The 21,937-nt window shown below is 61.6% G+C and carries 22 protein-coding genes; 7 read left to right on the top strand and 15 right to left on the bottom strand.

The features are described from left to right. The first annotated feature begins 127 nt into the window (after window positions 1-127). Complete coding sequence (locus tag BOP93_RS16220) at window positions 128-880, top strand: TetR/AcrR family transcriptional regulator (protein WP_104503423.1); 753 nt, start codon at window positions 128-130, stop codon at window positions 878-880. Window positions 881-1,047: 167 nt separating this feature from the next. Here BOP93_RS16220 and BOP93_RS16215 read toward each other — a convergent pair whose 3' ends face one another. Both BOP93_RS16215 and BOP93_RS16210 read right to left on the bottom strand, forming a co-directional pair. Next, complete coding sequence (locus BOP93_RS16215) at window positions 1,048-2,109, bottom strand: FUSC family protein (RefSeq protein ID WP_104503422.1); 1,062 nt, start codon at window positions 2,107-2,109, stop codon at window positions 1,048-1,050. 264 nt (window positions 2,110-2,373) lie between these two features. Further along, entirely contained in the window at window positions 2,374-3,990 is a 1,617-nt protein-coding gene (locus BOP93_RS16210; RefSeq protein ID WP_104503421.1) for an NADP-dependent glyceraldehyde-3-phosphate dehydrogenase, read from the bottom strand. A 138-nt stretch (window positions 3,991-4,128) separates the two neighbouring features. Between BOP93_RS16210 and BOP93_RS16205 the strand changes: the two genes are divergently transcribed. The 3 genes from BOP93_RS16205 to BOP93_RS16195 all read left to right on the top strand — a co-directional run bounded on the left by BOP93_RS16205 (window position 4,129) and on the right by BOP93_RS16195 (window position 6,952). Then, window positions 4,129-5,004: a Dyp-type peroxidase gene (locus tag BOP93_RS16205; protein ID WP_104503420.1), complete on the top strand. Its 876-nt coding sequence runs from the start codon at window positions 4,129-4,131 to the stop codon at window positions 5,002-5,004. A gap of 80 nt (window positions 5,005-5,084) precedes the next feature. After that, a complete protein-coding gene (locus tag BOP93_RS16200) occupies window positions 5,085-5,471 on the top strand; it encodes a hypothetical protein (RefSeq protein WP_157943511.1) in 387 nt (128 codons plus the stop codon). 116 nt (window positions 5,472-5,587) lie between these two features. Then, on the top strand, window positions 5,588-6,952 hold the full coding sequence (locus BOP93_RS16195; protein WP_104503418.1) for an MFS transporter: 1,365 nt from the start codon (window positions 5,588-5,590) through the stop codon (window positions 6,950-6,952). A 27-nt stretch (window positions 6,953-6,979) separates the two neighbouring features. Here the strand turns inward: BOP93_RS16195 and BOP93_RS16190 are convergent, their stop codons facing one another. Then, on the bottom strand, window positions 6,980-7,501 hold the full coding sequence (locus BOP93_RS16190) for a DUF3087 domain-containing protein (protein ID WP_104503417.1): 522 nt from the start codon (window positions 7,499-7,501) through the stop codon (window positions 6,980-6,982). Window positions 7,502-7,614: 113 nt separating this feature from the next. Between BOP93_RS16190 and BOP93_RS16185 the strand changes: the two genes are divergently transcribed. Further along, entirely contained in the window at window positions 7,615-7,794 is a 180-nt protein-coding gene (locus BOP93_RS16185) for a hypothetical protein (protein ID WP_104503416.1), read from the top strand. A 14-nt stretch (window positions 7,795-7,808) separates the two neighbouring features. Next, the gene (locus BOP93_RS16180) at window positions 7,809-8,018 is read left to right on the top strand and encodes a DUF6021 family protein (RefSeq protein WP_104503415.1); all 210 of its coding nucleotides are present in this window, start codon (window positions 7,809-7,811) and stop codon (window positions 8,016-8,018) included. 30 nt (window positions 8,019-8,048) lie between these two features. Here the strand turns inward: BOP93_RS16180 and BOP93_RS16175 are convergent, their stop codons facing one another. Then, window positions 8,049-8,285: a DUF6555 family protein gene (locus BOP93_RS16175; protein WP_065884944.1), complete on the bottom strand. Its 237-nt coding sequence runs from the start codon at window positions 8,283-8,285 to the stop codon at window positions 8,049-8,051. A 250-nt stretch (window positions 8,286-8,535) separates the two neighbouring features. On the opposite strand from BOP93_RS16175, the gene BOP93_RS16170 reads away from it, so the two are divergent. Further along, entirely contained in the window at window positions 8,536-9,288 is a 753-nt protein-coding gene (locus BOP93_RS16170; RefSeq protein WP_065894933.1) for an outer membrane beta-barrel protein, read from the top strand. A gap of 61 nt (window positions 9,289-9,349) precedes the next feature. On the opposite strand, the gene BOP93_RS16165 is transcribed toward BOP93_RS16170, so the two are convergent. From BOP93_RS16165 to nuoE, 11 genes are all read right to left on the bottom strand, one after another. Next, window positions 9,350-9,664: a helix-turn-helix domain-containing protein gene (locus BOP93_RS16165; RefSeq protein WP_104503414.1), complete on the bottom strand. Its 315-nt coding sequence runs from the start codon at window positions 9,662-9,664 to the stop codon at window positions 9,350-9,352. Between the two features lie 278 nt (window positions 9,665-9,942). Then, complete coding sequence (nuoN, locus tag BOP93_RS16160; protein WP_104503413.1) at window positions 9,943-11,406, bottom strand: NADH-quinone oxidoreductase subunit NuoN; 1,464 nt, start codon at window positions 11,404-11,406, stop codon at window positions 9,943-9,945. A gap of 7 nt (window positions 11,407-11,413) precedes the next feature. Continuing rightward, the gene (nuoM, locus tag BOP93_RS16155) at window positions 11,414-12,946 is read right to left on the bottom strand and encodes an NADH-quinone oxidoreductase subunit M (RefSeq protein WP_065884948.1); all 1,533 of its coding nucleotides are present in this window, start codon (window positions 12,944-12,946) and stop codon (window positions 11,414-11,416) included. Window positions 12,947-12,995: 49 nt separating this feature from the next. Next, on the bottom strand, window positions 12,996-14,849 hold the full coding sequence (nuoL, locus tag BOP93_RS16150) for an NADH-quinone oxidoreductase subunit L (RefSeq protein ID WP_065894935.1): 1,854 nt from the start codon (window positions 14,847-14,849) through the stop codon (window positions 12,996-12,998). Beyond that, window positions 14,846-15,154, bottom strand: coding sequence for an NADH-quinone oxidoreductase subunit NuoK (gene nuoK / locus BOP93_RS16145; protein ID WP_003174727.1), 309 nt, complete (start codon window positions 15,152-15,154; stop codon window positions 14,846-14,848). Before nuoK ends, nuoL begins: the two co-directional genes overlap by 4 nt. 2 nt (window positions 15,155-15,156) lie before the next feature. Continuing rightward, window positions 15,157-15,660 (bottom strand): NADH-quinone oxidoreductase subunit J, encoded by a 504-nt coding sequence (gene nuoJ, locus BOP93_RS16140; protein ID WP_065884950.1) that lies wholly within the window; start codon window positions 15,658-15,660, stop codon window positions 15,157-15,159. Between the two features lie 9 nt (window positions 15,661-15,669). Continuing rightward, window positions 15,670-16,218 carry an NADH-quinone oxidoreductase subunit NuoI gene (nuoI, locus tag BOP93_RS16135; RefSeq protein WP_003174725.1) on the bottom strand — a complete coding sequence of 183 codons (549 nt, stop codon included), beginning with the start codon at window positions 16,216-16,218 and terminating at the stop codon, window positions 15,670-15,672. An 11-nt stretch (window positions 16,219-16,229) separates the two neighbouring features. Further along, on the bottom strand, window positions 16,230-17,237 hold the full coding sequence (nuoH, locus tag BOP93_RS16130) for an NADH-quinone oxidoreductase subunit NuoH (protein WP_003174724.1): 1,008 nt from the start codon (window positions 17,235-17,237) through the stop codon (window positions 16,230-16,232). After that, entirely contained in the window at window positions 17,234-19,948 is a 2,715-nt protein-coding gene (gene nuoG / locus BOP93_RS16125) for an NADH-quinone oxidoreductase subunit NuoG (RefSeq protein WP_104503412.1), read from the bottom strand. Before nuoG ends, nuoH begins: the two co-directional genes overlap by 4 nt. Window positions 19,949-20,084: 136 nt before the next feature. Next, entirely contained in the window at window positions 20,085-21,443 is a 1,359-nt protein-coding gene (gene nuoF / locus BOP93_RS16120) for an NADH-quinone oxidoreductase subunit NuoF (protein ID WP_065933914.1), read from the bottom strand. Continuing rightward, window positions 21,440-21,937 carry an NADH-quinone oxidoreductase subunit NuoE gene (gene nuoE, locus BOP93_RS16115; protein WP_003232080.1) on the bottom strand — a complete coding sequence of 166 codons (498 nt, stop codon included), beginning with the start codon at window positions 21,935-21,937 and terminating at the stop codon, window positions 21,440-21,442. The genes nuoF and nuoE overlap by 4 nt, the downstream gene beginning before the upstream one ends.

Below are 21,937 nucleotides of genomic sequence, written 5' to 3'. Positions count from 1 at the left end.
TCCGACGTCGCGGCATGCGAAGGCTCTGGTCCATATGGCACCGTGTCATTACTTGCATTCGAACGAAGGCCCCGGTATAAAAAATCAAAATATTTTTTAAAACAATATTTCCCCCCGTGGAACCCCTATGGCCGCGAAGAAACTCAGCGCTCCAAACATTACCAAGACTCGACTGCTGGATGCGACAGAGGCGCTCTTTATTAAGTACGGATATGACGCCGTTTTATTACGGCAGATTACCGAGCGTGCCCAAGTCAACCTGGCTGCGGTGAACTACCACTTCGGGGACAAGGATTCCCTGATGAAAACCCTCTTGATGCAGCGCCTCGAGCCGCTCAATGAGCAACGCCTGGAGTTGCTGGCGCGTTGTGAGGCCCAAGCTGACGGCCCGCTCGACTGCGACACGCTGCTGGGTGTGCTGTTCGCTCCCGCCATGGGGATGGAGCGCAGCGATCCCGCCAGCGGGGAAGGGCGTTCGTTCATTCGCTTCCTGGGCCGGGTCTATAGCGACACCTCGCCCTTTATCCAGGAATACCTCAAGGTCCATTACCAGCCGGTGTTCCAGCGTTTCTTCGAAGCGTTTGCCCTGGCGCTGCCGGACCTGCCGCGCAACGAATTGGGTGTGCGCCTGCAATTTGCCCTCAAGGCGATTTCCGGGGTGATGGCCGGCACCGAATTGCGCCTGCTGATGAACTCCATGAGCCTGGGCCGCCCGGCCACGGACGCCGAGGTGATGGCCAAGCTGATTACCCTGGTGTCGGCGGCGATTCGGGTGCCGCAGCAAAGCGCCGAGGCCGAGACTGCGTTGGCCAAAGTGCTGGAGACCCAGCGGGCGATTCGTGAGCAAGCGAATGCACCCGCCGCCAAGGTTGCGCGCTAGGCCAACTCCAGGGCAAAAAAAAGCCCGCTGGGGCGGCGGGCTTGATATGCAACGTTTGTAACGGATGAGGCTTCACACTACGTCCTGGCTTGTGAATAAAACGTGAAAAATATGTAAGAGAAAGTATGAATACGTTAACGCAGACAAACTGACGCCCGTAGCGAACGCTAAATTTTCCAGCGAGGGGCACTTTTCGCCAGGCGCTGACGCATCTGATCCACGTTGGCCGCCAGTTGCACGGTCAACAACCGATAGCCGTCCAGTGCGCTGTACACCGGAGCGTCCAAGGGTGTCTGGACAGCGCTGGTATTCTGGGAGCGGTCCAGGCGCTCCGTGACGCCCGATTTCAACGCCCGTGCCATGCCCACCAATTGAACCCGAATCTGCCGGTGCTCGGCCTTGAGCGTCAGGCGCATGCGGGCGCTGGCTTGTTCATCGCGTGGGTCCGGTCGGGTATTGCCAAGAATTTCCAGGGTGCTGATGCACATGCGCAGGTGTCGCTGGAGTTTGTCCAGCTCGGTCATGGAAATCCGCACTTCCTTGGACACCGACGGCATCAGCGAGCGCAGTTGCAGCATCGCCGCGTTCAAGCGGTTGAGCAGCTTGAGGTGTTCATCGTCGGTCACCGACTGGCCATTGATGATGCGGCTGTAGATCGCCGCACAATCGCGCAGGGCGCTGGCCAGGTTGTAGCGCCACGAGTACACCGCGTACAGCGGCAGGGCGAAGGAAAACGCCAGGGCCAGGGCGATGCCGATCAGGATGTCGACGGTGCGCCACAGGCCATCGGAGATCGGGTTGTCGCCGTGCCCGGCCACGATAAATACCGTGATCGCCGACAACAGCGCGATATAACCGCCCTTGCCGATGGCATGGTAGGAAAAGAACCCGCACACCGCTGACATCAGCAGGTACGTCAGGAAGGGCTGGCCGAAATAGGCTTTTTGCACCACCAGCAGCAACCCGACGCTGGCGCCGATCAGCGTACCGTACGCACGCTCCACGGCTTTCTTGCCGATATTGCCATGGTGCTGCAAACCGCCGATCACGATCAGCATGGTCACCGACGCCCATTCGCCATGGGGCAGGTTGAGGCCGGTGGTCAGCAGGATCGTCGCCAGCAAGCCAATGGACACGCGCACGGCATGGATCAGCTTGGCGTGGCGATAGCGCCGGTACGGGTCCAGCAAAGGCCGCAGCAGACGCCGGGCAAAGAGGGGCAGGTTCATCGGTATTGGGGCTCATTAGTCAGGGCAAACCCGATCCAATGTGGGAGGGGCTTGCTCTAATGTCAGTCAGTCAAACGTACACCGCCGTCTGTGGGAGCGAGGGGGGCGCCTAGCTCTTGCTCGCGAAAAGCGTCAACGATAACGCGTGCTGTCTGAATGAACGCGGTGCCTGTGAGTTTTTCGCGAGCAAGCTCGCTCCTACAAAAAGTCTTAACTGCCTGGCATCAGGGCAAGCCCCTTCCCACATGTTTGACCGAGGTGATCTTAGAAGATGTAGTCGGTGCTGATGAAGCTCGAGTCACGGTTGCGCAGGATCTCGCCGAGCAACGCCTTGTTGCTTTCCTGGAACTTGGTCGCCACCAGGGTGCGGATCGAGAACACGCGCAACGCGTCATGTACCGACAACGTGCCCTCGGCCGAGTTCTTGCGTCCGTTGAAGGGGAAGGTGTCCGGCCCGCGCTGGCACTGGGCGTTGATATTGATCCGGCCGACCTGGTTGGCGAAGGTGTCCACCAGCCGTCCGATCTCCACGGCGTTGGTGCCGAACAGGCTCAATTGCTGGCCGAAGTCGGAGTCCAGTACGTAGTCGATCACCGTCTCCAGGTCACGGTAGGGCACGATCGGCACCACGGGGCCGAATTGTTCTTCGTGGTACACGCGCATCTGCGGGTTCACCGGGTACAGCACGGCCGGGTAGAAAAATGATCCACGGCTCGCCCCGCCGTCGGCATTCACCACCCGGGCGCCGTGCTGCGCGGCATCGGCCACCAGGTCGTTGAGGTAATCCACCTTGCCCACTTCCGGCAGCGGGGTCAGCGCCACGCCTTCATCCCAGGGCATGCCGGGTTTGAGCGTCGCCAGCCTGGCGTTGAATTTTTCGATAAAACGGTCGACCACATCCTCATGCACAAACAGGATCTTCAAGGCCGTGCAACGCTGGCCGTTGAACGACAGCGAGCCGGTGAGCGCTTCGCTGACCGCGTTGTCGAGGTCGACCTCGGGCAGCACGATGCCCGGGTTTTTCGCATCCAGGCCCAATGCGGCGCGCAAGCGGTGGGGTTTGGGGTGCAGTTTTTTCAGGTCGCTGGCGGCCTTGTTGGTGCCGATGAAGGCAAAGATATCGATCTTGCCGCTGGCCATCAGCGCGCTCACGGTTTCGCGGCCGCTGCCATAGATCACGTTGATCACCCCGGCCGGGAAGCTGTCGCGGAACGCCTCCAGCAACGGGCGGATCAACAGCACACCGAGCTTGGCCGGCTTGAACACCACGGTATTGCCCATGATCAACGCCGGGATCAGCGTGGTGAACGTTTCGTTAAGCGGATAATTGTAAGGCCCCATGCACAGCGACACGCCCAAGGGCACGCGGCGGATTTGCCCAAGGGTGTCCTGCTCCAGCTCGAAGCGGCTGCTGCGGCGGTCGAGTTCCTTGAGGGCGTTGATGGTGTCGGTGATGTAGTCGCAGGTGCGGTCGAACTCCTTCTGTGAGTCTTTGAGGTTCTTGCCGATCTCCCACATCAGCAGCTTGACCACCGCGTCGCGCTGTTCGCGCATGCGCCGCAGGAAGGCTTCCACATGCTGGATACGGTCGGCCACGCGCAGGGTCGGCCACTTGCCCTGGCCCCGGTCATAGGCGCGCACGGCGGCGTCGAGGGCGGTGAGGGCGGTCTCGGCGTCCAGCAGTGGCGTGCTGCCGATGTGCACGCGTTCGTCGCCCAGTTGCACAGGGCTTTGCACGCGAGCCAGCGGGCCATTCCAAACGCGCAACTGGCCATCGACCAGGTAATCACGCTGTTCAATCGGCGCCCCCAGGCGAAATTGCTCCGGGATTTCGGCGAGGGTGGAGGGAAACAGCTCGGCGAGCAGGTTGCTGGTGGTCATGGCGCTACCCCTGGAATAGTTGCAAAACATGACTAGAGAGTCACCCATACAAGGGCTCTGTGGCAAGGCTTGCGCGCTTTCCCCTGCGCATTGCGCGGGCTTCGGGATAAACTGCGCGGCTTTCCTGAAGGAGTTCACATGAGTCACTACCAGCCGGGCATTCTTGCCGCACCGGTGCCGTTGCAGGCACGCCATCTGTTTTTTGCCCTCGAGTCCCTGGATGCCTTGCCCGCAGCGCTGGATGCGCTGGTGCAGCTGACGGATTCCGCGGCGGTGGTCGGTTTCGGCGAACCCCTGGTACAAGCGCTGGGCGCAGGCATCGAAGGGTTGCGTAGCTTCCCGGCCGTCAGCGGCCCGGGCGCGCATAACCCGTCCACTCAGCAGGCGCTGTGGGTATGGTTGCACGGCGTGGACCGTGGTGAATTGCTGTTGCGCAGCCGTGCGTTCGAAAAAGCCCTGGCGCCGGCGTTGCGCCTGGTGCAGATGACTGAAGGCTTTCGCTACAAGACCGGCTTCGACCTGACCGACTACGAGGACGGCACCGAAAACCCTCACGACGACGCGGCCGTCGAAGCGGCCTTCACACACGGCGGCGCCAGCTTCGCGGCCATCCAGCAGTGGCAGCACGACCTTGACGGGTTCGCTGCGCTGCCCGCCCAGGAGCGCGACCACATCATCGGCCGTCGCCATGGCGACAACGAAGAACTCGACGACGCCCCCGATTCCGCCCACACCAAGCGCACCGCCCAGGAAAGCTTCACCCCGCAGGCGTTCGTGGTGCGTCGTTCAATGCCCTGGGCCGAGAACGGTCAGGCGGGCCTGATGTTTCTCGCGTTCGGGCATTCCTTTGACGCATTCGAAGCGCAACTGCGCCGCATGAGTGGACTGGAAGACGGGATTGTCGATGGTTTGTATCGCATCAGCACACCGTTGACCGGTGGCTACTATTGGTGCCCGCCCTTGAAAGAAGGCTGTCTGGACCTCAGTGCGATCACACCGGCAACGCCGTTCTGAAGGTGCGCGCACCCTGGAACTGACCTGAGGACGCTGGCCACTTAACAGCGACCTCGGCACACTTCCAGGAGCACTCAATCATGATGGTCTCACGCATTTCCGTGAACGTTTCACCGGCGCGTCCGAATCCGAAGGATTACTCATCGATGTCGGACTCGGACCTGGCCAAGGCATTTGGCGATAACTTCCAGGCGTTCAAGCACCCGACGACCCCGAACGCAACCACGGATAAAATCCGTGAAGTGGCGGGACGCTCGCTGACCGGCGACGCGCAGAAAGATAATGAAATCCAACTGGCCCGCGAGCTGCTCAAGCGTGACAACGTCATGAAGGCGCTGGATTCAGTGGATGACAACGGCAAGCGCGACGGCGTGATCGGGCCGTGGAATCCGAAGATGGCGGCTGATCAGTTAGCCTGTCATTGCCGCCCGAACCCGCCCATTACCACGCTGCAAATCACTTATTGAGCCGGGCCTGGCCAGCCCTTGGCAACATGAAAAGATTGACAGGCAAGCCAACGAACGCTGAAAAAAATCCGCACTGGCCGTACTCTAGGCACCCTTGCCACCTGTGCGGATTGTTCATGTCTCCTGTTGCCGATGGGCTGCCCCTCGATAAACGCTTGCCAGCCGTGATTGCCCTTTCCCTGGGCATCGGCATGGCGACGCTGGACACTGCCATCGTCAATACCGCCTTGCCGACACTGGCGCAGGGCATCGGTACTGACTCGGCCTCGGTGATCTGGGTGGTCAACGCCTATCAGTTGGCGATTATTGCAACCGTGCTGCCGTTTGCTTCGCTGAGCGATGTGCTGGGGCATCGCCGCGTATACCTCGGCGGGTTGCTGCTGTTCATCGTCTCGTCGTTATTGTGCGGGCTGGCCGATTCGCTGCTGACCCTCACCGCCGCGCGGGTGGCGCAGGGCCTGGGGGCGGCCGCGCTGATGAGCGTCAACACCGCGTTGCTCAGGCATATCTACCCCGCGAAAATGCTCGGGCGTGGCCTGGGCTATAACTCGCTGGTGGTGGGGCTGGCGTTCACTCTCGGGCCCACCGCCGCGTCGGCGATTCTCTCAGTGGCCAGTTGGCATTGGCTGTACCTGATCAATGTGCCACTCGGGCTGCTGGCATTGGGCCTGGGTCTGCGCTCGTTACCGACGCTGCCGATCACCGGGCACGCGTTTGATCGGTTGGCGGCGCTGTTATGTGCCGGCTTGTTCGCCTTGTTGGTCCTGGGTCTGGGCGCCGCCGTACATGGCGCACAAGGCGCGCTGACCCTGGGCCTGATCGCGCTGGCGCTGGTGTTCGGCGCTTTACTGCTGCGCCGCGAGGCCGGGCATCCGGCGCCGATGCTGGCAGTGGACCTGTTCAAGCGCCCGGTATTTGCGTTGTCATCGCTGACCGCTATCTGCGCCTTCAGTGCCCAGGGCCTGGCGTTTGTCGCATTGCCGTTCCTGTTGCAGTCGGCGCTGGGCCACAGCCAGGTGGAGACCGGCTTTCTGATGACGCCGTGGCCGGCCGTGGTGGCGGTCATGGCCCTGGTCGCGGGACGCCTGGCTGACCGCGTGTCACTGGGTTTGCTGTGCGGTATTGGCTTGTTGATGCTCAGTGTCGGCATGGCCGCGCTGGCAACCTTGAGCAATGATGCCTCGGCCTTCGATATCGGCTGGCGCATGGCCTTGTGTGGCGCCGGTTTCGGTTTTTTCCAGTCACCCAATCTCAAGGCGCTGATGACCAGTGCACCCCTGGCCCGCAGCGGCGGGGCCAGTGGCATCGTGGCGATCTCGCGGTTGCTGGGCCAGACACTTGGCGCCTCGTTGGTCGCCTTGTGTTTCCATCTGTTTGTGGACAGTGGCCCAGTCTCGGCATTGTGGCTGGGTTGCGGGTTTGCGCTGATCGGCGCTGTCGCCAGTGGCCTGCGTTTATTGCCCTATAAACGAACAGTTTAGCCCTTGTTGATGGCGCACACGCAGTGCTCACCGGTTTTTGATGCTCTCCAGCCAGGCCGGATCGAGGCGAGTTTGTTCGGTATCGATCCCCAATGCCTGCATCTTGTCCTTGTGTGCGTCCACCTCACCGACCAGTTGCGCGTGGGCGCTGGAGTTTGCATCCAGGGCATGCATCTGCGTCAGCGCCAAGTGGTAGAAGCGCAACACTTTGATAGCGTTCGGGTCCCCGGCCTGCACCTGTTCGCGGACCTTGTGCATCACATTGGTCACGCTCATCAGGCTGCGCTTGAGCTGCCAGCCATAGACCGCCGGTGCCAGCCAGGGCTGGCGCCAGAAGGGGCCGCGCACCAGAGCCACGGTGATCAACACCCCTGCAAACACGCCACCGACATTGAAGCGAAAGTTGTCCCCGCCAGGCTCACCGAACAGCATCACCGCCAAGCCTGACAACAACATGGCCACGGCCAGGAATACCACGGCGACGATCAGCGTGCTGCGGCGGGTTTGTCGGCGATAGAGGGCAGGGTCACAGGGTTTGAGTTCGAACATTCGGGTCAGGTCTCCAGCACGGGAGGGCATCTTCTCACGCTTCACGCAATCAAGTTGAACGATGGCCAACGGGGTTTCCTCTAAATCCTGAAGTCACGATGAGGTAAGCCATCATGTCCGAACACAAGCAACCGCCGCCAGGCACGCCCAATCCCGACCGCACGCCCGGTGAAGAGGAGCGTGATAACAATGCGCTGCGCCCCAACGATCCGGCCGAGCGCGACGAAAACGATGATGTGGAGCAGGCCGAACACGACCTGGAAAACCTCCACGACAAAGCCCGCCCGTTGTAAGCAAGGAGGTCTGTATGAGCAATCCCCCGAACGGCCCACGCTCCGACGATCACGCCACCGGCAAGGATGAGCTGGGATTCGATCCCGATTCGCCGGATGTGTCTGACCCGCAGGTCGATCCCATTGGCCCGGCCATTGCGCCATTGGACGAGCAAAAGCAGCACAAGCAAAAACAGCCGGAAAAAAAGCCGCCCTACGATCCGTTGGGCGACTTGAAGAGGTAAACCAAAGCCCCGCAATGTGCGGGGCTTCGTTTATTTTGGAGGATTCCAGCTCACATCGGTGATGCCGTATTTTTCCGCCCAGGGCCGAGTGGTCTTTTTCACCTGCTCGTGCCCCACGCGGCCGATGCGGCTGACGTGTGCGATGTCGGCGTCGACGGCCGCCCAGTGCCAGGCTTCGGTGCTGTTCATCACCTCGGCGCGCACTACAAAAGACTTGGGTTTACCGTGCAGTTGATAGTTGATGGTGTAGATTTTTGCGGTACTCATGTTGCCTCCCTGTCTTGTTATAGATGGATAGGCAGCCGCGCGTAAAGGTTCATTCAAAATGACAATTCGCACGGGCGCGCGACGTAGTGACGCATCCAGTCCGCATCAATGGCCAAGAGTCTTGAGCTAGAGCCTTCGCTGAACCGTTTTTTCTCCATGTTGGTGCACATTCGTTCGAACTTTTTGCAAATGCGAAGGTTCGAACTGATTCCTGAATACTTTGCCCACTCAAAAAATGGAGATGTAAACGATGTCCAAACTATTCGGAAACTTCCTCAAGAACACCTCGTGGCTGGCCCTGGTGGCGGCACCAGGCGTGGTGTTCGCGGCACCGTCTACCGACCCGATTTCCACCTTCGGGATCCTCGGCAGCTATAACGACTTCAAACTCGAAGGCGGTAGCGAAAGCGACAAGGACCACATGCCCGAGGCGGGCCTGTTCTACAACTTCGGCAATAAGCTCACTGCCGAATCCGGCTTCATCTACCAGGCCGGTATCGAAGCCAAGTACGGCGAAAAGAGCGACAACAAGCTCAAGGAAGGCCAGGCCGACCTCGACCTCGGCTGGCGTGCCGCCCTGGACGCACGCAACTTCGTCGACGTGATCGTCGGCGGTGGCTACACCTGGACCCGCTACGAGCCGGACACCAACGGCTACGACCTGAAGCTCACCAACAAGTCGCCGTTCGCCAAGGCTGCCCTGGGCTACAACCATCAGTTCGATGACATGACCCTGCGCGTTGAAGCCGGCGCCCGACATACCATTGATGGCCGCGCCAAACTCAAGGTGGACGGCGTCGGCAGCGACAGCGTGGACCTCAAGGACCGCACCAACCCTTACGCCGAAGTCAGCCTGCTGATGAACCAGAAGGGCAACCTGCCGGTAATGGCGGGCCTGTACTACACCCGCACCGAGTACAAGCTCGATGACGATTCCTATGTAGCCGACAATACCAAGCTCAAGCGTGATGAGTATGGTTTGAAGGTCGGTATCGCGTTCTGACGTTATTGCCCTATAAAAAACGCCCCGAACATTCGGGGCGTTTTTTTGCAGCTGTTTCAGGTCAGCCCAGTGCCGCAAGTTGCGCCACGGTCTCGGGAAAACGCGCCACCAGTCGTATCAACGTGACAGCCTGTGCATTGGGCTTGGCCCGGCCTTGTTCCCAGTTCTCCAGGGTGCGGGTGTTGGTACGCAGGTACATGGCGAATACCGACCGGGAGAGGTTGAGTTGCTGGCGCACTGCAACCACTTCTCCGGCGGTGAGGGGGTCGAGCTTGTTGAGCTGCGCCTTATGAGTACGCAGGGTGATCTTGCCCTGGCGTTCATCGGCCAGGGCGTCGAAGCCTTCGATTAGCTCTGAAGCGGTATCGCGAGTCATAGTCACTCCTACGTAGATTGCGTATGAGCGGGTCACTCTAAGAAAGGAAGTTGGGACCGTATGTCAGACGGAGTTGTGTATTAGGTAAGGCGCTTCCGTAGTGCCCGTTCAGGCGCCTTCGCGGGCAAGCCCGCTCCCACATTTGGAATGCATACCCCTGTGGGAGTGGGCTTGCCCGCGAAGACGATAGTGGTTGCACTGCATCTCTATTGTTTCCCTCTGAGACGCAAGAACGGCGCCCAAGGGCGCCGTTCTTTTTACTGCACCAACCTAAACGATCAAACCCCCAGCACCGCATGCTGCACCAAGGTGAGCAACGGTTGCGGGTACACGCCCAGGAAGAACGCGAGCAGGGCGATGGCCAGCAGCATCACGCCGCCTGCCTTCTGTTCCCAATGCAGCTCGGCGTCCACACGGCGCAGGTTCGGCTCGATCAGGTACAGGGTGACCATCACGCGCAGGTAATAGAACACACCAATGGCGCTGCCCAGCACCAGTGACGCAACCAGCCACCACTGGTGGGCCTCGACGCCGGTGGCGACGATGTAGAACTTGCCGATAAAGCCGGCCGTCAGCGGGATACCCGCCAGGGACAACATCATCACGGTCAGCACGGCGGTCAGGTACGGACGGCGCCAGAACAGGCCGCGGTATTCGTACAGGGCGTCGGCGTCACGGCCTTTGTACGGCGACGACATCAAGGTGATGACGCCGAACGCACCCAGGCTGGTGATCACGTAGGTGACCAGGTACACGCCGATGGCTTCCACGGCCAGGCCTTTGCTCGCCACCAGGGCGATCAGCAGGTAGCCGAAGTGGGCGATGGAAGAATAACCCAGCAGACGCTTGAGGTTGTTCTGGGTCAGCGCCAGCAGGTTGCCGAACAGGATCGACGCAATGGCGATCACGGTCAGCACGTTGCTCAGCACGCCGGTGTTGGCCGCAGGCGAGATCTGGAACAGACGCACCATCACCGCAAACACGGCAACCTTCGACGCCGTGGCCAGGAACGCGGCCACGGGCGCCGGGGCGCCTTCGTACACGTCCGGGGTCCACAGGTGGAAGGGCACCAGCGACAGCTTGAACGCCAGGCCGATCAGCATCATTGCCAGGCCCAACTGGGCGATTGGCGCCGGGCTGTTGGTGGCGGCCAGGGCGTGGCCGATACCGGTGAAGCTCAGGCTGCCGGCTTCGGCGTAGAGCAGGGCCATACCGAACAACAGGAACGCGGAACCTGCGGCCGACAGCACCATGTACTTGATGCCGGCTTCCAGGGAGCGCTTGCTGAAGAAGGCATACGCCACCAGGCCGTAGGTCGGGATCGACAGCAGTTCCAGGCCGATGAACAGGCCGGCCAGGTGCTGCGCGCTGACCAGCACGATACCGCCGGCCGCAGCCAGCAGAATCAGCAGGTACAGCTCTTCCTTGTTGCCCGGGTAGCCGGCGGCGCCTTCGCCGAGGTAGGCATGGGCGAGCGTGACACAGGCCAGGGTCGCCACCAGGATCAGGGCGATGTACAGCAGGGCGAAGTCATCGACCATCATCAATGGCGTGACCGCCAGTGGCGCGACCTTGAGGGCCGGGATGATCGATAGCAGGGCCAGGTTCAACCCGGCACAGGACAGCAGGAACGTTTGCGAATGATTGCGGCGCCAGGCGATCGCCAGCATCACCACCACAATGGTGAGGCTGGTGATCAGCAGCGGCGCAAGCGCGATAAAGTGTTGGATCGTGAATTCCATAGCGCTCTTACCGGGCCGAAGCGAGTTGAGAGAAGGCGGTGCCGAACCACTGCTGCACGCCATGCATCGTGGCGGCAGACGTGTCCAGGAACGGCTGCGGGTATACGCCGATGTAGATCAGCAGCACCGCAAGGCCGAGCACCATGATCAGTTCGCGCGCATCCATCCCTTGCAGGACGGTGTCGGACTTGGCCGGGCCGAAGTAGGCGCGGTGGATCATGATCAGCGAGTAGACCGAACCGAACACCAGGCCGGAGGTAGCAATGGCACTGATCCACGGCGTCTGCACGAAGGCCCCCATCAGGATCAGGAACTCGCCGATGAAGTTACCGGTACCCGGCAGGCCCAGGGACGCAGCGGCGAAGAACAGGCTGATTGCCGGCAGGTAAGCGATGCGCGACCACACGCCACCCATCTCACGCATGTCACGGGTGTGCAGGCGCTCATACAGCTGACCACTCAGGATAAACAGGGCAGCGGCCGAAACACCGTGGGCCAACATCTGGATCACCGCGCCTTGCAGCGCCAGCTGGCTGCCGGAGTAGATACCGATCAGTACGAAACCCATGTGGGAAACGGACGAGAAAGCAATCAGACGCTTGATGTCGGTTTGCGCAAAGGCCAGGAACGCGCCGTAGAAAATCCCGATCAGACCCAGGGTCATGGCAATCGGCGCAAATTCGGCCGAGGCATTCGGGAACAGCGGCAGTGCGAAACGCAGCAGGCCGTAGGCAGCGGTTTTCAACAGGATACCGGCGAGGTCGACGGAACCGGCCGTCGGCGCCTGGGCGTGAGCGTCAGGCAACCAGGAGTGGAACGGCACCACCGGCAGCTTCACCGCGAACGCGATGAAGAAGCCCAGCATCAGCACGTACTCGGTGGTCAGCGACATCTTGGTCTTCAACAGGTCGGCGTAGTTGAACGTGATCACGCCGGTGCTGTTGAAGTTGACCAGGACCAGGCCTAGGATCGCCACCAACATGATCAGGCCGGAGGCCTGGGTGAAGATGAAGAACTTGGTCGCCGCGTAGATCCGGGTTTTCTTGCCGTCCGAAGAACTGTGACCCCAGAGCGCGATGAGGAAGTACATCGGCACCAGCATCATTTCCCAGAAGAAGAAGAACATGAACAGGTCCAGCGCCAGGAACACGCCGACAACGCCGCCCAGGATCCACATCAGGTTCAGGTGGAAGAAGCCCACGTGACGCTGGATCTCTTTCCACGAGCAGAGTACCGAGAGGATACCCAGCAGGCCGGTCAGCAGGATCATCAACAGCGACAGGCCGTCCAGCGCCAGGTGCACGTTGATGCCGAAGCGCTGGATCCACACGTGCTTGAATTCAAGCGCGAAGGTGGGATCGACACCCGGTGCCGGAGCGAATGAATAGTCGCCGTGGGCCCACAGCCAGAGGCCGAGCGCGAGTTCCAGGGACATGGTCAGCAACGCAATCCAGCGGGGGAGGGTGGCGCCGAAGCGTTCACCCATCCAGCAGAGCAGGCCGCCGATAAAGGGGATCAGGATTAGCCAGGGCAGAATCATGACAGGCTCGTTTCCTTTCGCAAGTTTGCAAAGTTCGCAAAGTTCATAGTCATACCGCCACCACCACGATGGCGCCGATCACCAGCACGGCACCGGCCGCCATGGACGCTGCGTACCAACGCAATTGGCCGGTCTCGCTGCGGCTCAGGGCGGTGTGACCGGCCTTGGCGGCGCGCGGGATCAAACCGATGGTCTGGTCGAGCGGGTCTTTGCGCAGCACGTGGCTGATCGCAAGGTAAGGTTTGACGAACAGTTTGTCGTAGATCCAGTCGAAGCCCCAGGCGGCGAACCACCAGGCCGAGAGGAAACGGCCAATGCCACTGTTGGCCACGGCGGTTACCAGGCGACGCTTGCCGAGGAACAGCAGGGCTGCGAGCAGGATACCGGCGATGGCGATGGCGCCCGAGGCGATCTCCAGGCTGTGCTTGTCGGCGCCGCCGGCATGGCCGACGCTTTGCGGCAGTACACCGGCCAATGGCGGGGTGATCAGCGCGCCGATGAACGTCGACAGGATGATCAGCACCGACAGCGGCAACCAGTGCGAGATGCCATGGCCTGCGTGGGCTTCGGTCTTGGCTTCACCGTGGAAGGTGATGAAGATCAGGCGGAAGGTGTACAGCGAGGTCATGAACGCGCCCACCAGGCCTGCGTACAGCAGGTTATGGTTACCGCTGGCAAACGCTTCCCAGAGGATTTCATCCTTGGAGTAGAAGCCTGCGGTCACCAGCGGCAGGGCGGCCAGGGCGGCACCACCGACGATGAAGCTGGCGTAGGCCAGTGGCAGTTTCTTCCACAGGCCACCCATCTTGAAGATGTTCTGCTCGTGATGGCAGGCAACGATCACCGCACCGGAAGCAAGGAACAGCAGGGCCTTGAAGAAGGCGTGGGTCATCAGGTGGAAGATCGCCGCGTCCCAGGCGCCGACGCCCAGGGCCAGGAACATGTAGCCGATCTGGCTCATGGTCGAGTAGGCGAGGATACGCTTGATGTCGGTTTGGACCAGCGCGGCAAAGCCGGCCAGTACCAGGGTCACGCCGCCGACGATGCCGACCAGGTGCAGGATGTCCGGCGCCAGGGTGAACAGGCCGTGTGTACGGGCAATCAGGTAGACACCGGCGGTGACCATGGTCGCGGCGTGGATCAGTGCCGACACCGGGGTAGGACCGGCCATCGCGTCCGCCAGCCAGGTCTGCAGTGGCAGTTGCGCGGATTTACCCACGGCGCCGCCCAGCAGCATCAGGGTCGCCAGGGTGATCCAGAAGTCGCCGACCTGGAATTTCTGCGGTGCCAGCACCAGCAGTTCCTGGATGTTCAGCGTGCCCACCTGTTGGAACAGGATGAACAGGCCGATGGCCATGAACACATCGCCGATCCGCGTGACGATAAACGCCTTGAGTGCGGCGTTACCGTTGTTGCGGTTGCTGTAGTAGAAACCGATCAACAGGTAAGAGCACAGGCCCACGCCTTCCCAGCCGAAGTACAGGAACAACAGGTTATCGCCCAGCACGAGGAACAGCATGCTGGCGATAAACAGGTTGGTGTACGAGAAGAAGCGCGAGTAGCCCGCTTCACCGCGCATGTACCAGGACGCGAACAGGTGGATCAGGAAGCCCACACCCACCACCACGCCGAGCATGGTGATCGACAGGCCGTCGACATAGAGGGCGAAGTTGGGCTTGAAGCCCTCCACCGACATCCACTGCCACAGCACCAGGGTGTAGTGACCGCCTTCAGGCGGCGCTACGTTGAATTGCCAGATGACGTAGGCGGCAACGATGGCCGACAAGCCAATCGAGCCTACGCCGATCAGGGCCGAGAGGTTCTCCGACCAGCGTCCGCGAGAGAACGACAGCAGCAGGAAACCGATCAGGGGAAATACGAAAGTCAGAAAGATCATGTTCATCCGCGCATCTCACTGGCAGCGTCGATATCAAGCGTGTGGAAGCGACGATACAGTTGCAGCAGGATCGCCAGGCCAATGCTGGCCTCGGCGGCTGCCAGGCTGATCACCAGGATGAACATGACTTGTCCATCCGGCTGGCCCCAACGTGCGCCTGCCACGATGAACGCCAGTGCCGCAGCGTTCATCATGATTTCCAGGCTCATCAACACGAACAAAATGTTACGGCGAACCATCAGGCCGACCAGGCCAAGGCAGAACAGGATGCCGGCGACCGCCAGACCATGCTCCAAGGGGATAGCAGGCATCGTCATTGCTCCTTGGCTTCGTTGCGGCCCAAGTGGAAGGCCGTGATGGCTGCGGCAAGCAGCAGCATCGAAGCCAGTTCGACCACCAGCAGGTACGGGCCGAACAGGCTGACGCCCACGGCTTTCGCATCCACGGTGGTGTGGCCGATGGCCTGGCCGCTCTGGTGAGCGAACAGCACATACAGCAGTTCACCCAGCAGCAGGGCTGCGAGGACAACCGGGCCGAGCCAGATGCCGGGCTTGAGCCAGACGCGTTCCTGGGCGACCGAAGCCGGCCCCAGGTTGAGCATCATCACCACAAACACGAACAGCACCATGATGGCGCCGGCATAGGCGATCACTTCCAGTACACCGGCGAACGGTGCGCCGAGGGCAAAGAAGGTCATGGCCACGGCGATCAGCGAAATGATCAGGTAGAGCAGGGCGTGCACGGGGTTGGTGTTGGTGATCACGCGAAGCGTGGACACCACTGCGATACCCGATGCGAAATAGAAAGCGAATTCCATCTTTCTTCCTTAAGGCAGCAAGCTCTTCACGTTGATCGGCTCGGCTTCGTTTTGTGCGGCGCCTTTTGGCTTACCGGCAACGGCCATACCTGCAACACGATAGAAGTTGTAATCAGGGTTTTTACCGGGACCAGAGATCAGCAGATCTTCTTTCTCGTACACCAGGTCCTGACGTTTGAACTCGGCCATCTCGAAATCCGGTGTGAGCTGGATCGCGGTGGTCGGGCAAGCTTCCTCGCACAGGCCGCAGAAAATGCAGCGCGAGAAGTTGATGCGGAAGAAGTCCGGGTACCAGCGACCGTCTTCGGTTTCAGCTTTCTGCAGGGAGATGCAACCTACCGGGCACGCCACGGCGCACAGGTTGCAGGCTACGCAACGCTCTTCGCCATCGGGGTCGCGGGTCAGTACGATGCGGCCGCGATAGCGCGGCGGCAGGTACACCGCCTCTTCCGGGTATTGCAGGGTGTCGCGTTTGCGAAAGCCGTGACCGAACACCATCACCAGGCTTCGCAACTGGGTACCGGTACCCTTAACGATGTCGCCAATATATTTGAACATGGGTCAAATCCTCACTGAACCGCGGCAGCCGGCGTGTTCAACAACACGACGGCAGCCGTCACCAGCAAATTGATCAGGGTCAGCGGCAGGCAGAATCTCCAGCTGAAATCCATCACCTGGTCATAGCGCGGGCGCGGAATCGAGGCGCGCAGCAGGATGAACAGCATGATGAAGAACGCGGTCTTCAGGAAGAACCAGAAGAAGGCCAACTGCGGCAGGATGCCGAACGGGCCGTGCCAGCCGCCGAAGAACAGCGTGACCAGCAGGGCCGAGATCAAGATGATGCCGATGTACTCACCGACGAAGAACATGCCCCATTTCATGCCGGCATATTCAATGTGGTAACCGTCGGCCAGTTCCTGTTCCGCTTCCGGCTGGTCGAAGGGGTGACGGTGAGTCACGGCCACGCCCGCGATGAAGAAGGTACAGAAGCCGAAGAACTGCGGAATGATGAACCACAGGTTCTGCGCCTGGTACTCGACGATGTCGCGCATGTTGAATGAGCCAACCTGCACCACGATGCCCATCAGTGCCAGGCCCATGAACACTTCATAGGAGACGGTTTGCGCCGAGGCGCGCAGGCTGCCGAGCAGGGCGAACTTGTTGTTGCTCGACCAACCGGCGAACAGCACCGCATACACCGACAAACCGGCCATGGCGAAGAAGAACAGCAGGCCAATGTTCAGGTCCGCCACGCCCCAGGTCGGGGTGATCGGGATGATCGCGAAGGCGATCAGCAAGGCGCTCATGGCCACGACCGGCGCGAGGGTGAAGATCACCTTGTCGGCGAACGGCGGGGTCCAGTCTTCCTTGAAGAACATTTTCAGCATGTCGGCGGCGATCTGGAACATGCCGAACGGGCCGACGCGGTTCGGACCGTAACGGTCCTGCCACCAGCCCAGCAGGCGACGTTCGACGAAGCTGAGCAGGGCGCCCGCGACGACCACGGCCAACAGGATCACGATGGCCTTGACCACCGAGATGATCACGTCGATCACTTCAGGAGTGAACCAAGTCATTGCGCTGCCTCCTGCAGACCGTCAACGGTGTGGCCAAAGATCGCTGGAGGAATCCCGGCGAGGCCTTTTGGCAGTGCAACCAGGCCGGCGCCCAGCTCGTCGTTGATGCGCAGCGGCAGACGCAGGGTCTGGCCGGCCACGCTCAGGCTGAGCAGGGCACCGTCGTTGACGCCCAGGCGGTCGGCTTCGGACTTGGCCAGCGACACGTAGGCTGCGGGGATGCGTTCTTGAACCGGCGCGGCCTTGGAAGAGGTTTCTTCGCTGCCGAACAGGTGGAAGAACGGCACGACCTGCCAGGTGCCCGGCGCCGGGTTGAACGGACGCGGTACCGCCGCGAACCAGTTCAGCGAATCGCCGCTGCTTTCGATCAGGCGGGTGCCCGGGTCGCCCGCGCGGATGTGACCACCGACTTCGTCCTGGAACTTGTTCCAGGCCTGCGGCGAGTTCCAGCCCGGCGACCAGGCAAACGGCACCTGCTGACGCGGTTCGGCCGAACCCGAGTAACCTTCCATGGAGAAGGCGAACGCGGTGTCGATGTCTTGCGGTGTACGCGGCTCATGCACGCTGATGTCGGCGCGCATGGCGGTGCGCCCGGAGTAGCGCAGCGGTTCACGGGCCAGTTTCAGGCCCTTGATGCGGAACGCGGCGGACGGTGCAGCGTCGACGATGCGTGCCAGTTGCGGCGCGCTCGCGGCGGTGGCGGCGGTGACGTGGTCGAGCTGGGTCCAGTCAATCGGCTGGTTCAGCAGGGTGGCGCGCAGGGCATGCAGCCAGCGCCAGCCTTCGTGCACCAGGATGCTGGCGTCCATGTACTTCGGATCGAACACCTGGAAGAAGCGCTGGGCGCGGCCTTCCTGGCTGACCAGGGTACCGTCGCCTTCGGCGAAGGTGGCGGCTGGCAGCACCAGGTCGGCACGCTCGCTGGTGGCGGTCTTCTGGTGGTCGGCAACGATCAAAACTTTGGCAGCGTCCAGCGCAGCGTCAACCTTGGCGGCAGCGGTGCGGGTGTACAGGTCGTTTTCCAGCACCACGATAGCGTCGGCATTGCCGTCGGTCACTGCTTGCAGCGCGGCATCCACGGACTCGCCACCGAGCATGGCCAGGCCGAGGCTGTTGGCTTCCGGCACGACCAAACTGATGGAGCCGTTCTTGTCGCGCAGTTTCAGGGCCTTGGCGATGTTGGCGGCGGCTTCGATCAGCGCCTTGGAACCCAGTGAGGTACCGGCAATGATCAACGGGCGCTTGGCCGCCAGCAGGGCGTCGGCGATGCGCTGGGCCAGTTCGACGGCTTCGCTGTCCAGGCCTTCGACGGCAGGCGCGCTGGCGTCGAGGGCGTGGGCCACGGCGAAACCGATACGGGCCAGGTCATCCGGTGCAGCGTGCACGCATTCTTCGGCAATATCGTCGAGCTTGGTTTCTGCCAGCGAGGCGATAAACAGCGGGTTCAGCGCGTGCTGGCCGATGTTTTTCACCGCCGCGTCGAGCCACGGCTGTACGCGCATGGCGTCGGCCATTTCTTCGGCCTTGCCTTTGACCGACTGGCGCAGCGACAGGGCGATGCGGGCGGCGGTCTGGGTCAGGTCTTCACCGAGCACGAAGATCGCATCGTGGTCTTCGATGTCGCGCATGTTCGGCACCGGCAGCGGGCTGTCGTTCAGCACCTGCAGGACCAGGCGGATGCGCTCCAGTTCACCGGCTTCGATGCCGCAGTAGAAGTGTTCGGCGCCGACCAGTTCGCGCAACGCGAAGTTGCTTTCGAGGCTGGCGCGGGGTGAACCGATACCGACGATATTACGCCCGCGCAACAGGTCGGCGGCTTTATCCAGCGCCGCGTCCAGGCTCAGCTTGGCGCCATCGGCCAGCAGCGGCTGGCGTGGGCGGTCTTCGCGGTTGACGTAGCCATAGCCGAAACGGCCACGGTCGCACAGGAAGTACTGGTTGACCGAACCGTTGAAGCGGTTTTCGATACGACGCAGTTCGCCGTAGCGCTCGCCCGGGGAGATGTTGCAACCGCTGGAGCAACCATGGCAGATGCTCGGCGCGAACTGCATGTCCCACTTGCGGTTGTAGCGCTCGGAGTGAGTCTTGTCGGTGAACACACCGGTCGGGCAGACCTCGGTGAGGTTGCCGGAGAATTCGCTCTCGAGCACGCCGTCTTCAACGCGACCGAAGTACACGTTGTCGTGGGCGCCGAATACGCCGAGGTCAGTGCCGCCGGCGTAGTCTTTATAGAAGCGCACGCAGCGGTAGCAGGCGATGCAGCGGTTCATCTCGTGGGAAATGAACGGGCCGAGGTCCTGGTTCTGGTGGGTACGCTTGGTGAAGCGATAGCGGCGCTCGTTGTGGCCGGTCATCACCGTCATGTCTTGCAGGTGGCAGTGACCGCCTTCCTCACAGACCGGGCAGTCGTGGGGGTGGTTGGTCATCAGCCATTCGACCACGCTGGCGCGGAACGCCTTGGATTCTTCATCGTCGATGGAGATCCAGGTGTTGTCGGTGGCTGGGGTCATGCAGGACATGACGATACGACCACGGGTGTCGTTCTCGTCGGTGTATTGCTTGACCGCACACTGGCGACAGGCACCGACGCTACCAAGCGCGGGGTGCCAGCAGAAATACGGGATGTCGAGGCCGAGTGACAGACATGCCTGTAACAGGTTGTCCGCCCCATCGACTTCGAGCGCTTTGCCGTCTACGTGGATAGTGGCCATGGTTCAAAGTTCTTCGTTGGCCCGTTGTCAGCGGGCGTGGCTAATGGAATCTTGTTATTCATGTGCATCAACACAGCCATCAAGGCGTCCGCACATGAGAAAAGCGAAGGGCACGGACCCTTCGCTTCTTTAAGCTCTACGCACCGACCATGGTCGGTGATACCACCTGAGTGAGTTCGCCCGCGCGGGTTGGCGCGATGCCGGCCTCGAATTCAGAGCGGAAGTATTTGATTGCGCTGCCCAATGGCTCCACGGCGCCCGGTGCGTGAGCACAGAAGGTCTTGCCTGGGCCGAGGAAACCGACCAGCCCGAGCAGGGTTTCGATGTCACCCTCGCGGCCTTCGCCGTTTTCCAGAGCCATCAGCAGCTTCACGCTCCACGGCAGGCCGTCGCGGCATGGCGTGCAGAAACCGCAGGATTCGCGGGCAAAGAACTGCTCCATGTTGCGCAGCAGCGAGACCATGTTCACGGTGTTGTCGACCGCCATGGCCAGGCCGGTGCCCATCCGGGTGCCCACCTTGCCGATGCCGCCGGCATACATCTGTGCGTCGAGGTGCTCGGGCAGCAGGAAGCCGGTGCCGGCGCCGCCTGGCTGCCAGGCTTTCAAGGTGTAGCCGTCGCGCATGCCGCCGGCGTAGTCCTCGAACAACTCGCGCGCGGTCACGCCGAACGGCAGTTCCCACAGGCCCGGGTTCTTGACCTTGCCGGAGAAGCCCATGAGCTTGGTGCCCATGTCTTCACTGCCTTCACGGGCCAACGATTTGTACCAGTCCACGCCGTCGGCGATGATCGCCGGCACGTTGCACAGGGTCTCGACGTTGTTCACACAGGTCGGCTTGCCCCACACGCCCACGGCGGCAGGGAAGGGTGGCTTGGAGCGCGGGTTGGCGCGGCGGCCTTCGAGGGAGTTGATCAGTGCGGTTTCTTCACCGCAGATATAACGCCCGGCGCCGGTGTGCACGAACAGTTCGAAGTCGAAACCCGAACCCAGGATGTTCTTGCCCAGCAGGCCCGCTGCCTTGGCTTCGGCCACGGCACGGTTGAGGTGCTTGGCGGCGGTGGTGTATTCGCCGCGCAGGAAGATATAACCCCGGTAGGTTTTCAGCGCGCGGGCGCTGATCAGCATGCCTTCGATCAGCAGATGGGGCAGTTGCTCCATCAGCATGCGGTCTTTCCAGGTGTTCGGCTCCATTTCATCCGCGTTGCACAAAAGGTAACGGATGTTGATGGATTCGTCTTTGGGCATCAGGCCCCACTTCACGCCGGTGGGGAAGCCTGCACCGCCGCGGCCCTTGAGGCCGGCGTCCTTCACGGTCTGGACGATATCGTCCTGGGCCATGTCGGCGAAGGCCTTGCGCGCGGCGGCGTAGCCGTTCTTGGCCTGATATTCGTCGAGCCATACCGGCTCACCGTCATCACGCAGGCGCCAGGTCAGCGGGTGGGTCTCGGCCGAACGCTTGATCAGGTTGGCCGGGCCGAAGGAAGTCAGGGTCATGGGTAGCCCTCGAGCAATTGGGTCACGCCAGCAGGCTGTACGTCACCGAATGTGTCGTCGTCGATCATCAACGCCGGCGCCTTGTCGCAGTTGCCCAGGCAGCACACCGGCAGCAGCGTGAAGCGGCCGTCGGCGGTGGTCTGGCCCAGGCCGATGCCCAGCTTGGCCTGGATTTCGCTGACCACGGACTCGTGGCCACCGATGTAGCAAACCATGCTGTCGCACACGCGAATGATGTGGCGGCCCACCGGCTGGCGGAAGATCTGGCTGTAGAACGTGGCCACGCCTTCAACGTCGCTGGCGGGGATGCCGAGGATCTCGCCGATGGCGTAGAGGGCGCCGTCCGGCACCCAGCCACGTTCCTTCTGGACGATCTTCAAGGCTTCGATCGACGCCGCGCGCGGGTCTTCGTAGTGATGCAGCTCGTGCTCGATGGCCGAGCGCTCGGTTTCACTCAGGGTGAAACGGTCTGTCTGGATAAGCGTGCTGTTCAT

The organism is Pseudomonas orientalis (genome assembly GCF_002934065.1).
Taxonomy (GTDB): Bacteria; Pseudomonadota; Gammaproteobacteria; order Pseudomonadales; family Pseudomonadaceae; genus Aquipseudomonas; species Aquipseudomonas orientalis_A.
This window is presented reverse-complemented; position numbering and strand designations above follow the sequence as displayed.